The following is a 12,671-nucleotide window of genomic DNA, read 5'->3' as shown; positions in this document are numbered from 1 at the left end:
ATAAGAGACAGCTTTCCCTTATTTTATCACATCTTTTATCATTTGGGGGGATTAAATCAGCGTTTCCTTAACTTCGCCGCAAGTTGCGGCGAAGTTCCGCAGCGATGATGAAGCTGCCAAAGGGACTGGCATGAGCGGTGATACTGTGCGCAGACTGGTGCGTCTTACAGAGCTTTCCCCCCAGCTCCAACAGATGGTGGAGGACAGAAAAATCGCCCTCACTCCCGCCTCGGAAATTTCCTATTTGAAGCCGGAGGAACAGGCGCTATTGGTGGAAACCATCGACAGTGAACAGGCCACGCCCTCACTCTCCCAGGCCCAGCGGATGAAGAAGCTCAGCCAGTCCGGGGAGCTGAACGAGGACACCATGCTTACCATCATGTCGGAGGAAAAGAAGCCGCCCAAAGAGGACATTACCCTCTCCGGTGAAAAGCTCCGCAAATATTTCCCCCGCTCCTACACGCCCCGGCAGATGGAGGATACGATTTTCAAGCTGCTGGAGGGCTGGCAGCGAAAGCGCCAGCGGGATCAACAACGCTAATCATCGGACACGCCGGACAGGATATTCCGTTTTCCTGGTCCGGCTTTTTTGCTGTCCGGGAAAGGAGAATTTTTGTACATCAACACATTCCAGTGCAATGTGGACCGGGCCGGGAAATGCCCGCTTTCCATCCTGGAGCCCCTTCCCTGCGGGCCGCGCCGGGATGCCGGTCCGCGAACCGCCGCCCGGCGCTTCTTCGGTTCCCTCTACCTGAACGCGAGCCACCGCCAGCGCATGGAGGACCTGCGAAAGCGCATGNGGTATCGCCGGGGCCGGGACACTCCGGCCTATTACGCGGTCATGTATCTGCTCACGTCCAATGAAAACCTCTACCTTCATACCGCCAACTGCTTCTGCCGGTACGGCATCGAGTTTGCCTACGCCACCCTGCGGGAGATGCCGCCCCACGACTATACGCTCTTCTCGGCGGCGAAGGACATTTACACCGACGCCCCCGACACAGCCGTAGCGGACCTCGCAAACGGCGTGGTAGTAGACACGCTGGCGTTCAGCCTGATCGTCAATGCCCTGCTGATTGCCCAGCGCTGCGGCGATATCCGCATTTATAAGCACGCTGCCATCATTGAGGGCCATATCCTGCCGGACAAGCCAAAGAAACGCCGGTAATCAATCAAAACGATAAGGAGAAAATTATGTATTCTGTGGAATCTGTAGAGAGCGCCGTCCGGGAACTGTACTTCACCGGCGTCGCGAACGAGGAATATTCGATGGGCGAGGTGGAGCGCCTGTTATACGGCATTGACTTCATCTCCCTGACCCAGGCCGTCCGGCACAAGGCTGAAACGGTCTACGCCTACATCGCCCAGAGCGAGCGTCCCAAGTCCCTGAACTACCGGGGCGGGGAGCTATTTGAGAAGCGGGCTACCCGGCTGTATACAGACTTTGACCAGAGTGTTACGGAGGCGGTAACGGCCTCCCGGACGGTGGAGCTGTGGCTGCTGGAGGATATGACGTTTTCCGCCGTGGCTCGTGTGTCCGTGGACGTTGGCGGCGGCGCGTACTGTACGGAGTACCGGGAGCAGAAGGGGGACCCGTGGGAGAGCGGGATGGATTTGGACCTGGAGCTTCTGACTGACGAGCTGATCGCGCTGTGCGCCGAATACGCGGANGGCGATCAGCCCTGCTATGAGCTGTAAGCGGAGGGAAGGAGCGTAAGTAAGGNCGTTTCCCTTTATGGGAATCGTAAAAAGCAAAGAAAATTTTTCCGCGATCTCGCTTTCGGGCGGGAAGGATTCGACGGCGTTAATGCTGCTGATGATCGAAAAGGGCCTGCCCATCGACAGCGTACTCTATGCGGATACCACGATGGACTTTCCCGAAATGGAGGCCCACATCGCCAAGCTGGACGGNCTNCTCTTTCGGGAGTGCGGCATCCATATCACAACCCTGCGGCATCCGCACGGGTTCGAGTGGCTGATGTTCGACGAGCCGAAGGTAAAACCGAGCTGCCTGGAAAAACGGGCGCGGCTGGGCATTCCGCCGTTTGGCAACGGCTGGCCTGGAGCCAGGGTGCGCTGGTGTACGGGGCAGCTCAAAACCCTTTTGATCTCCAAGGAGGTCAACCGTCTGAAACTGGAGAAGAACGCCCTGCATCATATCGGCATCGCCNCTGATGAAGCTCACCGCTGCAAAGATGACCCACAGAACCGCTATCCCCTGGTGGAATGGGGCATTACCGAGGCCCGGGGTCTTGCGGTTTCCAAGCCCCTGCCCCTGGGCCGCTACACCATCCGGGAGACAAAAGCGCCCGCCAATTATGGCGTGAGCGGTACTGATCTGACGGCGTATCTGGAACACGAGGGGCAGATCGTCCGTTTTGAGGTATCCAACAAGAGTATGTCCACCGGCGTGTCCATCACCAAGACCGGCCCTGCCGAGGCGGTGGCGGGCCAGCCTGTGAACTACACGTTCTCCAACATCGCCAACAGCTCCAACGTCCGGCTGGATAACTTCTATTGGCGGGACACGCTCCCCGCCGAGGTCCGGCTGAGCAAGATCGTCACCGGCACCTATAACTTCCCCGGCACCTATAAGATCACCTACCGGGTGAACGGCGGCGAACCCCAGACCTTGGCGGACAATCTGTCCACGCAGAAGAATTACACGCTGGCGGCGTCCCCCACGGCGCTGGGCCTCGCGTCCAATGAGCGCGTCACCGAAGTCATGTTCGTGTTCGGTCAGGTTCCCGGAGGCTTTGCCCAAGTGGAGAAGCCGAAAATCTGCTGTATCGTCATTTCCGGCATCAGGACCGCGTCCTTTGTCAATAAGGCGGATGTGGGCGGAACGTACAACGGCGTATGGGTCCAGGCGGTTTCCCTCTGGGTGACTACCGTCTACGCCAAGAAAACGCCCGCGCCTAAGTTGCCCAGAACCGGATATTGATTTTACAGGATGAAAACCTCCGTTTCTCTGACGAGGAATTGCGAACCGCCAAAGAAACGGACCTGCCGGAGCTTCTGGCCTCGCTGGGCTATACGGTCAAGCGAATCGGCAGCTATTACACGACCAAGGAGATGGACATCCTTCCTTCGGGACGCACCCAGCCCAAAATAAAAATATGTCGTCCTGCCGAAATCGGCCTCGGCGATTTCGGTTGCTCACCGTGGGCACAATCACGGTTGGCTGTCAAGGGTTGGAGCGGGAGAGAAAGCCGAAGAAACCTTCAAGCTCTGAGGAGCGGAAAACAAAAAATTTTCCAGGCTCTTCGGGACCTGGAAAATTTTTGCGGCCCTTGACAGCCAATTGTTATTGTGCGCCCGCCCCAGCCCCGCCGCCCTTTTTCGCCCGGAATTTCCCCACAGATTGCGACCACTTTCCCGGCTTACCTGTCCTATAATATCCCTTGGAAAAAGGAGGCGGGGCGGCGTGACGGTCATTTACATCGACAGCGTGTTTGTTCTGAACGCTCTGATGGACTATCTGCTCCTCCTCTGCGCGGCCCGGCTGGCAGGGCTTCCCCTGCGGCGGGGGCGCTATGCCCTGGCGGCCCTGGCCGGGGGCGCTTACGCGGCGGCGGTGTTTCTGCCGGGGCTGGGCTTTTTGGCCCAGACGCCGGTGAAGCTGGCGGCGGGAGTGCTGCTGGGGCTCATCGCCTACGGCGGGGAGGAAAAGCTCTTGCGGCTTTTGCTGCTGTTCTTCGCCGTCTCCTGCGCCATGGCGGGCTGCGTGCTGGGCCTAGGGCTTCTGGCGGGGGGCGGGGTCCCGGCGGTGAACGGCGTGTTCTACACCAACGTGGACGCCAAAGCGCTGGCCGTTGCCGGGACGGCGGCTTACGCCGTCCTCTCCGTGGTCTTCCGGGCGGCGGCGGGCCACGGGGTGAGGGGAGAGCTGCTGCCGGTCCGGGTCTCCATCGCCGGGCGGACGGCGGAGCTGACGGCCCTGTGGGATACGGGCAGCGGACTCCGGTCCCCGGACGGGAGGGCGGTGCTGGTGACGGCTCCGGGAGCTTTGGACGCCGCCCTGCCTCCGGAGGCGGTCCGAATTTTCCGCCTCCGGGGGCTCGGGGCCCCGGAGGAACTGCTGGAGCCCCTGCGTTCCGCCGCCCCGTCCCTGCGGCCCAGGCTGATGCCATACCACGCGGTGGGGACGAAAGGGGGGCTGCTTCTGGCCATCCGAACGGACTGGACGGAAATCAACGGAATCCGGTATCCGGGGCTGACGGCGGCCCTGGCGCCCACGGCGCTGGGCACGGGCTACGCGGCGCTGTGGGGAGGCCCGGCGGGAAGGGGAGGACGATATGGAAATGTTTCAAGAATGCAGGCATCTGGCAAACCGGGTGTTGGGCTGGCTGCGGGAGCGGCTGCCGGTCCGGCTGAGACTGCGGGAGCCGGAGGAGATTCACTATATCGGGGGCAGCGACACCCTGCCCCCGCCGCTGACCCGGGAGCGGGAGGCGGAGCTGCTGGCCAACATGGACGAGGCGGCCCGGCAGGAGCTGATCGAACATAATCTCCGGCTGGTGGTGTACATTGCCCGGCGGTTCGAGAACACGGGCATCAACATCGAAGATCTGATTTCCATCGGGACCATCGGCCTTATCAAGGCGGTGGGGACCTACCGGACGGATAAGAACATCAAGCTGGCCACCTACGCCTCCCGGTGCATTGAAAATGAGATTTTAATGTATCTCCGCAAAAACGCCAACCGGAAGGGGGAGGTGTCCTTCGACGAGCCCCTGAACACGGACTGGGACGGCAACGAGCTGCTGCTCTCCGACGTGCTGGGCACCGACGAGGACGTGGTCATGCGGCCCATTGAGGAGGACGTGGACCGCTCCCTGCTGGCCCAGGCCATCAGCACGCTTTCTCCCCGGGAAAAAGAGATCATCACCCTCCGCTTCGGCCTGGGGGGCGGGAAGGAGCAGACCCAGAAGGAGGTGGCGGACCGGCTGGGCATCTCCCAGTCCTACATCTCCCGGCTGGAAAAGCGGATTATCAGCCGGTTGAAGAAGGAAATTCTGCGCCTGTCTTGACAAGGCGGGACGGGGTGTAGTATACTGGCCTCTATAAAAACGCAAGGAAGGGAAGCAGTACCCGGCCTGCCGAGGCCAAGAGAGGACGCGGATGGTGAGAGCGTCCCCAAGGCGGCGGGGGAAGTCGTCCCGGAGCGGCGCGGCTGAACGGAGAGTAGGCCGCGACGGAGGTCCCGCCGTTAGAGGGGAGACGAGTGTCCCGCGAGGGAAATTCAGGTGGTACCGCGGATTTGTATTCGCCCTGAGCCAGGTGGCTTGGGGCGGTTTTCTTTTTGGGAGGAGCTGAGATGGTATTCCGGGTGCGGGCGGTTCTGGTGGAGGAGGACCGGAAGGCGTGGCGGCTGGCTTCCGCTAAGCGGGAAAAATTGGCCCGCAGCGGCTATGGCCTATTCCTGGGACTATGGCTCGTAATGAAGCTCCTGGGAATGTTTTTGGTCGGTTGTGGCGCGGTAATCCTCTATGGGACCGGCGCGGAGGATCCCGGAGTGATTAAGGGCGTTTTGCAGGCGATCATAGCGCTGTACCTCATCGGCGGCGGCGGGTGGCTGCTTCTGACGCTTCCCCGCCCTCCAAAGCGGCCTGAAAAGCTGCCCGACAGGGATTTCCCGCCCTCCGGCATGCCGGACACACCGGTCCGGGCTGTATTCTTTGGGGACGGGTACTTTGTCCTTTGGGAGGGTCCCGGGAAGGTCCGCCTGGGATATTCGTCCATCAGCGCCTATTGGGAGGACGAAGGACGGTTTTACCTCTTTTTTGAGGACCGTCTGCCCTTGGTTCTGCCGAAGCGGGGCTTAGCCGGGGGAACGGAGGAGGACTTCCGGGACTTCCTGGAGCGGGAATTTGGATGGCCTGTGGAAAGGATAAAATAGCGATGGAATTTCAGTTTGAGACAAGATACGATCAAAAGGGCTTGACCGCCCTGGCCCGGGCCCTGCGCAAGACGATTCGGAAAAAGCGCAGCCGGAGGAGCCATATATTTGGCTGGTGTATCGTGGCGCTGGCGATTTTGCTGATTGCCGCGCGGCGGCTTCTGGACGAACCGTGGACCCTTCGGGACACCCTGAACTGCGGCGTCGGCGTGATATTGATCGCGATATTGTTTACTGAGGATCAGGTCAACGCCTTCTTTGCCCAAAAGAAGCTGCTGCCCGGCACATCGTCCGCGAAGAGTGTTTTTACAGAGGAGAGTTACACCTCAACAACAGAGGCGGCGGCCACGGAATTTCATTATGAGGCGGTTCAGCAGGTGTGCGAGACAGAGGATTACTTTGTGCTCCTGTTCAGCCGCCAGCACGGACAGATTTATGACAAAGCTTCCCTGAGCGGCGGGACGGCCGAGGAGTTCCGAACCTTCATCACCGAAAAGACCGGGAAACCGATTGCATATATTAAGTAAGAATACAAGTTTACAGAATAGGAGAAACCGACATGAAAAAAGAACTGCCGAAAGTGTACGAACCCCAGCAGGTGGAGGGCCGCGTCTACGAGATGTGGGAAAACGCCGGGTGCTTCCGGGGCGACCCGGACCCCGCGAAAAAACCCTTCTCCATCGTCATGCCGCCCCCCAACGTCACGGGCCAGCTCCACATGGGCCACGCCCTGGACTGCACCCTCCAGGATATCCTTACCCGCTTCAAGCGGATGCAGGGCTATGCCGCCCTCTGGGTCCCCGGCGTGGACCACGCCGGCATCTCCACCCAGGTGAAGGTGGAAGAGGACCTCCGGGTCAACGAGGGCCTGAGCCGCTATGACCTGGGCCGGGAGAAGTTCCTCCAGCGGGTCTGGAAGTGGAAGGAGAAGTACGGCAACCGCATCGTCCAGCAGCAAAAGAAGATGGGCGTGTCCTGCGACTGGTCCCGGTCCCGCTTCACCATGGACGAGGGGCTTTCCAAGGCCGTCCGGGAGACCTTCTGCGAGCTCTACGACAAGGGCCTCATCTACAAGGGAAGCCGCATTATCAACTGGTGCCCCCACTGCGTCACCGCCCTCTCCGACGCGGAGGTGGAGTACCAGGACAAGCCCGGCCACCTCTGGCACATCCGCTATCCCCTCACCGACGGCTCCGGCGACCTGGTGGTAGCCACCACCCGGCCCGAGACCATGATGGGCGACACCGGCGTGGCCGTGAACCCGGANGGCGAGCGGTTCAAGCATCTTGTGGGCAAAACCTGCATCCTGCCCATCATGAACCGGGAAATCCCCATTGTGGCGGACGAGTATGTGGAGCTGGGCTTCGGCACCGGCGCGGTGAAGATGACCCCCGCCCACGACCCCAACGACTTCGAGGTGGGCCTCCGGCACAATCTGGAGATCATCCGCTGCATCGGGGACGACGGGAAAATCAACGAAAACGGCGGGCCCTACAACGGGATGGACCGCTATGAATGCCGGAAGGCCATTGTGNAGGATTTGGNGGAGCAGGGGTATCTGGTGAAGACCGAGCCCTACAGCCACAACGTGGGCACCTGCTACCGCTGCCACAACGACGTGGAGCCNCTGATCTCCGCCCAGTGGTTCGTGAAGATGGAGCCCCTGGCGAAGGAAGCCCTCCGGGTGGTCCGGGAGGGCGAGGTGAAGTTCGTCCCCGAGCGGTTCAGCAAGACCTACACCAACTGGATGGAAAACGTCCATGACTGGTGCATCTCCCGCCAGCNNTGGTGGGGCCACCAGATTCCCGCCTGGTACTGTGACGACTGCGGGCACATCAACGTCAGCCGGGAGGACCCGACGAAGTGCGAACAGTGCGGCAGCGCGCGCCTGACCCGGGACCCCGACGTGCTGGACACCTGGTTCAGCTCCGCCCTGTGGCCCTTCTCCACCCTGGGCTGGCCGGAAAANACCGAGGATTTGGACTTCTACTACCCCACCTCCGTCATGATTACCGGCTACGACATCATCTTCTTCTGGGTCTCCCGGATGATCTTCTCCGGCTGCGAGCAGATGAAGAAAATTCCCTTCCGCACCGTCCTCATCCACGGCCTGGTCCGGGACGACAAGGGCCGCAAGATGTCCAAGTCCCTGGGCAACGGCATCGACCCCCTGGAGGTGGCGGAAACCTACGGCGCGGACGCCCTGCGGTTCAACCTCATCACCGGAAATTCCCCCGGAAACGACATGCGCTTCTACACGGAAAAGTGCGAGGCCATGCGGAACTTCGCCAACAAGGTTTGGAACGCCAGCCGCTTCGTCATGATGAACCTGGGGGATTTGGAGGCCTATGACCTTCCGGCGGCGGAGGCTTTGGAGCGGGAGGACAAGTGGGTCCTCTCCAAGCTGAACACCCTGGTGAAGGAGGTCACGGAGAACCTGGACAGCTACGAGATCGGCGTGGCCTCCGCCAAGGTTTACGACTTCCTGTGGGACACCTACTGCGACTGGTATATCGAGCTGACGAAGACCCGGCTGAACGGGGAGGACGAGGCGGCGAAGTCTACCGCCCGGAACGTCCTTTGCTATGTGCTGACGGAGCTTTTGAAGCTGCTGCACCCCTTCNTGCCCTTCANCACCGAGGAGATTTTCCAGGCCCTTCCCAAGCGGGCGGGCTCCGGGGACAAGTTCCTGATGCTGTCCCGGTGGCCGGAGTATGGCGAGGCCTTGAACTTCCCCAAGGAGGAGGCCGCCATGGAGGCGGTTATGGACACCATCAAGGCCATCCGGGCCCGCCGGGCGGAGATGAACGTGCCCCCGTCCAAAAAGGCGGAGGTGCTGCTGGTTACCGCCGCGCCCGAGCCCTATGAGCAGGGCCTCCACTTCCTCCAGCGGCTGGCCTTTGCCTCCCAGGTGCGTTTCGCGGCGGAGGCCCCGGCGGATCTCACGGGACAGGTGAGCATCGTCACCCACAACGCCACGGCCTATCTGCCCCTCAGCGAGCTGGTGGATTTGGCGGCGGAGCGGGAGCGCATCGCCAAGGAGAAGGAAAAGGCGGAGAACGGCCTGCGGATTGTGGAGCAGAAGCTCTCCAACGAGAAATTTGTCTCCCGGGCTCCGGAAGCGGTGGTGAACGCCGAGAAGGAGAAGGCGGAGAAGTTCCGGGAGCTCATCGCCAAGCTGGAGGAGTCCGCCAAGGCGCTGGGCTGCTGAAGCGGCTGGCGATGTATAGAAAAGAAGGACCCGAGACGTGCGTCTCGGGTCCTTTTCATGTCCGCCAAACGATGCGCCGCCGCTGCCAGATGGAGGGGGCGAACAGCAGCAGCATGGGGAAAATCTCCAGTCTCCCCACCAGCATGTCGAAGGACAGCAGCAGCTTGGACCACCAGGAGAAGGCGGAGAAGTTCCCCATGGGCCCCACCACCTCCAGGCCCGGGCCGATGTTGTTGATGCAGGCCGTCAGGGCGGTGAAGGTGGTGACGATGTCGAAGCCGTCCAGGCTGAGCAGCAGGAAGGAAACCGTGAACACCAGGAGGTACACCGTGAGAAAGAGGTGGACGCTGCGGATGTGCTTGTCCGTCAGGGCCTTGCCCTCAAACCGGGTGGTGGTGACGGCGTTGGGGTGGAGCATCTTCCGCATGTCTCCCCAGGAGGTCTTGGCCAGAATCACAATCCGGGCCACCTTGATGCCGCCGCCGGTGGACCCGGCGCAGGCCCCGATGAACATCAGCACCACCAAGATTCCCTTGGAGAAGGTGGGCCAGAGGTTGAAGTCCGCCGTGGCGTAGCCGGTGGTGGTGATGATGGAGGCCACCTGGAAGAAGGAGTACCGGAGGCTCTGGCCGAAGGACTCGTACATGTGGAGAATGTCCGCGGCAATGGCCAGCACCGCCGCGCCCACAATGGCCGCGTAGGCCCACAGCTCCTCGGACCGGAACACGTCCCGGAACCGGCGGACCAGCAGGAAGTAATAGAGGTTGAAGTTCACGCCGAAAAGCAGCATGAAAATCCCGATGACCACGTCAAAGTAGGTGCTGTCATAGGCCCCCACGCTGAGGTTTTTGTTGCTGAAGCCGCCGGTGCCCGCGGAGCCGAAGGCGTGGATGCAGGAGTCGAAGAGGGGCATTCCCCCCAGGACCAGCAGGACGATTTCAATGAGGGTCATAACCAGGTAGATGCCGTAGAGAATCTTCGCCGTGTCGCTCATGCGGCTCACCAGCTTCCCCACCGACGGGCCCGGCATCTCCGCCCGGAGCAGGTGCATCCCGTGNCCGTCGGTCATGGGCAGCACCGCCATGACGAAGACCAGCACGCCCATGCCGCCAATCCAGTGGGTGAAGCTGCGCCAGAACAGCACGCTCTGGCTCAGGGGTTCCACCGCCGTGAGGATGGTGGCCCCGGTGGTGGTGAAGCCGGAGACGGTTTCAAAAAAGGCGTCGATGCAATGGGGGATATACCCGGAAATCACAAAGGGCAGGGCCCCGAAAGCACTCATCAGCACCCAGGCCAGGGCCACCACGGCAAAGCCGTCCCGGGCGTAGAGGGAGGTCTGCTTGGGCTTTTTGCGGAAGGGGAGGCCCGCGATCAAAAGAAGCAGGATGGGCCCCAGGAAGGGCAGGGCCGGTTCCCCATAGAGCAGCGCCACCAGGGAGGGCAGAAGCAGCAGCGCCGCCTCCGTCCATAAAATCCGCCCGATGACGAAGCCAATCATTTGATAATTCAAAAGACGCTTCCCCCTTTACTCCCGGCAGATGTCGTGGATGTCCTGAAGGGAGGTGTCCGTGGTGACCACGATCACGTCGTCCCCCAGACTGAGGCAGTCGTTGCCGGAGGGGATGACAATCTTCCCGTTCCGCTGGACGATGCCCGCCAGCAGCAGGCCGTTGCGGAGCTTCAGGTTTTTCAGGGGCACGCCGATGAAGGGCACGTCCGGCCCCACGCCGAACTCCAGGGCCTCCACCGCCCCGTCCACCAGCCGGTGGAGGGTCTTGATTTTGGCGCCCTCGGCGCTCTCCATGGCCCGGACGTACTGGACGATGAGCTCCGTGGTGGTGGACCGGGCGGAGATCACGCTGTCGATCATGCTCTCGTTGCTCACCAGGTCCACCAGGGATTTCCGGTTGATTTTCGCCACCACCTTGCAGTGGTTTCCCGACTCCTTGGAAGCGCACATGGACATTAAGATGTTGGCCTCGTCAATGCCGGTGATGGCCACAAAGGCGTCCGTCTGGCCGATGCCCTCCTCGTGGAGCAGGTCCGTGTCCGTGCCGTCCCCCACAATGACCAGGGCCTTGGGGAGCTGCTCGCCCATCTGGATGCAGCGCTGCTCGTCCCGGTCAATGATTTTCACGGACATGCCCATGTTCAAAAGCTCGCTGGTGAGGTAGTAGCAGATTTTGCTGGCCCCCACGATCATGACGGTGGACGCCTTGGAGCGGAAGACCCCCAGGTGCCGGAAGAACTGGGCCAGCTGGTCCGGGGAGGAGGTGAGGTAGATTTTATCCCCCGCCCGGAGGACGAAGTCGCCGGAGGGGATGATGGTCCCGCCCTTCCGGGCCACGGCGCAGATCAGCACCCGGACCCGGATGTTCCGGTACAGGTCCGCCAGGGCCAGGCCGTCCAGGGCGGAGTCGGCGGGGAGGCGGTATTCCACCAGCTCCAGCCGCCCCTTGGAAAAGGTCTCCACCTTCATGGCGGTGGGGAAGCGGAGCACCCGGGCAATCTCCCGGGCGGCGGCCCGCTCGGGGTTGATGGCCATGGAGAGGCCCAGCTCGTCCCGCATAAAGCGGAGCTGCTTTTCATACTCGGGGTTGCGGATGCGGGCGATGGTGTGCTTGGCCCCCAGCTTCCTGGCCACCAGGCAGGAGAGGNTGTTCAGCTCGTCGCTGGAGGTGGTGGCGATCAAAAGCTCCGCCTTTTCCACCTCCGCCTCTTTCTGCACGCCGTAAACCGCGCCGTTGCCGCAGACTCCCATAACGTCATAGATGTTGATGATGTTGTCGATGAGCTGGGGGTCCTGGTCCACCACGGTGACGTTGTGCCCGTCGGCAGAGAGCTGCNGGGTCAGGGCNGAGCCCACCTTCCCAGCGCCCACGATGATGATTTTCATGTACGCCTCCTAAAAGACAGGCCGGGGCATAGACCCCGGATATGGTACTGGACAACGCTCTAATTATATAAGATTTTCACAAAAAAGGGAAGAGCCGATCCGTGAAAATTTTCCTTGACAACCGGGAGCCTCCTGTGTAAAATAAGTTCAATTATTTTAATTAAAAATTTTTAGTTAAAATAATTGATATTTCGACAAACAAGGAGAATCTCAAATGGAATTCGAGAAAGTACGTGATATCATCGTGGAAACCCTGGGCTGCGAGGCGGAGCAGGTGACGCTGGAGGCCTCCCTGTCCGACGATCTGGGGGCGGATTCCCTGGCGGCGGTGGAGCTGGTCATGGCCCTGGAGGAGGCCAGCGGAATCACCATCGACGACGCCGATGTGGAGACCCTGAAAACCGTGGGCGACATTGTGAAGTACCTGGAGGCCCACAAGGCCTGAACCGCGTTGCCGAAACCTACATTTCCGTGAAGCGCCGCCCCGTTGACGACAGCGGGGCGGCGGGCTTGGAAAGGAACGAGTATGACCAACCAGGAAATTTATGACTTAATGGCCCGCTTTGACACTAGCGGCTTGCAGAAGCTGAAGCTGTCACAGGGGGATTTTAAAATAGAACTGGAAAAGGCGGCCCCCGCTCCGGCGGCCGCTTCCGCCATGG

11 protein-coding genes, 2 pseudogenes and 1 other annotated feature are annotated in these 12,671 nt (G+C 61.1%); of the genes and pseudogenes, 11 read left to right on the top strand and 2 right to left on the bottom strand.

What is annotated here, in order from left to right; translation table 11 throughout:
• The first annotated feature begins 145 nt into the window (after positions 1–145).
• The 10 genes and pseudogenes from JX325_RS07310 (at position 146) to JX325_RS07280 (ending at position 9,113) form a co-directional block, all read left to right on the top strand.
• Positions 146–541: a hypothetical protein gene (locus tag JX325_RS07310; RefSeq protein WP_243413972.1), complete on the top strand. Its 396-nt coding sequence runs from the start codon at positions 146–148 to the stop codon at positions 539–541.
• A gap of 72 nt (positions 542–613) precedes the next feature.
• Positions 614–1,168: a hypothetical protein gene (locus JX325_RS18035; protein WP_243413971.1), complete on the top strand. Its 555-nt coding sequence runs from the start codon at positions 614–616 to the stop codon at positions 1,166–1,168.
• 567 nt (positions 1,169–1,735) lie between these two features.
• Positions 1,736–1,900, top strand: a pseudogene (locus JX325_RS18685) (phosphoadenosine phosphosulfate reductase family protein); the annotation flags it as partial.
• A gap of 342 nt (positions 1,901–2,242) precedes the next feature.
• Positions 2,243–2,944, top strand: a pseudogene (locus JX325_RS18680) (SpaA isopeptide-forming pilin-related protein); the annotation flags it as partial.
• 38 nt (positions 2,945–2,982) lie between these two features.
• Positions 2,983–3,297 carry a hypothetical protein gene (locus tag JX325_RS18675; RefSeq protein ID WP_204790493.1) on the top strand — a complete coding sequence of 105 codons (315 nt, stop codon included), beginning with the start codon at positions 2,983–2,985 and terminating at the stop codon, positions 3,295–3,297.
• Positions 3,298–3,427: 130 nt separating this feature from the next.
• Positions 3,428–4,510 carry a sigma-E processing peptidase SpoIIGA gene (locus JX325_RS18030; RefSeq protein WP_243413969.1) on the top strand — a complete coding sequence of 361 codons (1,083 nt, stop codon included), beginning with the start codon at positions 3,428–3,430 and terminating at the stop codon, positions 4,508–4,510.
• On the top strand, positions 4,398–5,033 hold the full coding sequence (gene sigE / locus JX325_RS07295) for an RNA polymerase sporulation sigma factor SigE (RefSeq protein ID WP_243413973.1): 636 nt from the start codon (positions 4,398–4,400) through the stop codon (positions 5,031–5,033). Before JX325_RS18030 ends, sigE begins: the two co-directional genes overlap by 113 nt.
• 35 nt (positions 5,034–5,068) lie before the next feature.
• Positions 5,069–5,280 (top strand) — a binding site (T-box leader).
• A 40-nt stretch (positions 5,281–5,320) separates the two neighbouring features.
• The gene (locus JX325_RS07290) at positions 5,321–5,902 is read left to right on the top strand and encodes a YcxB family protein (protein ID WP_204790491.1); all 582 of its coding nucleotides are present in this window, start codon (positions 5,321–5,323) and stop codon (positions 5,900–5,902) included.
• A gap of 2 nt (positions 5,903–5,904) precedes the next feature.
• Entirely contained in the window at positions 5,905–6,429 is a 525-nt protein-coding gene (locus JX325_RS07285) for a YcxB family protein (protein ID WP_204790490.1), read from the top strand.
• 32 nt (positions 6,430–6,461) lie between these two features.
• Entirely contained in the window at positions 6,462–9,113 is a 2,652-nt protein-coding gene (locus JX325_RS07280) for a valine--tRNA ligase (protein ID WP_204790489.1), read from the top strand.
• Positions 9,114–9,168: 55 nt separating this feature from the next.
• On the opposite strand, the gene JX325_RS07275 is transcribed toward JX325_RS07280, so the two are convergent.
• Both JX325_RS07275 and trkA read right to left on the bottom strand, forming a co-directional pair.
• A complete protein-coding gene (locus tag JX325_RS07275) occupies positions 9,169–10,623 on the bottom strand; it encodes a TrkH family potassium uptake protein (RefSeq protein WP_204790488.1) in 1,455 nt (484 codons plus the stop codon).
• A 15-nt stretch (positions 10,624–10,638) separates the two neighbouring features.
• Positions 10,639–12,009 carry a Trk system potassium transporter TrkA gene (gene trkA, locus JX325_RS07270; protein WP_204790487.1) on the bottom strand — a complete coding sequence of 457 codons (1,371 nt, stop codon included), beginning with the start codon at positions 12,007–12,009 and terminating at the stop codon, positions 10,639–10,641.
• A 214-nt stretch (positions 12,010–12,223) separates the two neighbouring features.
• Here trkA and acpP point away from each other — a divergent pair, with 214 nt between their 5' ends.
• Entirely contained in the window at positions 12,224–12,454 is a 231-nt protein-coding gene (gene acpP / locus JX325_RS07265) for an acyl carrier protein (protein WP_204790486.1), read from the top strand.
• The last annotated feature ends 217 nt before the right edge of the window (positions 12,455–12,671 follow it).

The sequence above is a fragment of the Oscillibacter sp. CU971 genome, assembly GCF_905219725.1.
Lineage (GTDB): Bacteria > Bacillota > Clostridia > Oscillospirales > Oscillospiraceae > Oscillibacter.
This window is presented reverse-complemented; position numbering and strand designations above follow the sequence as displayed.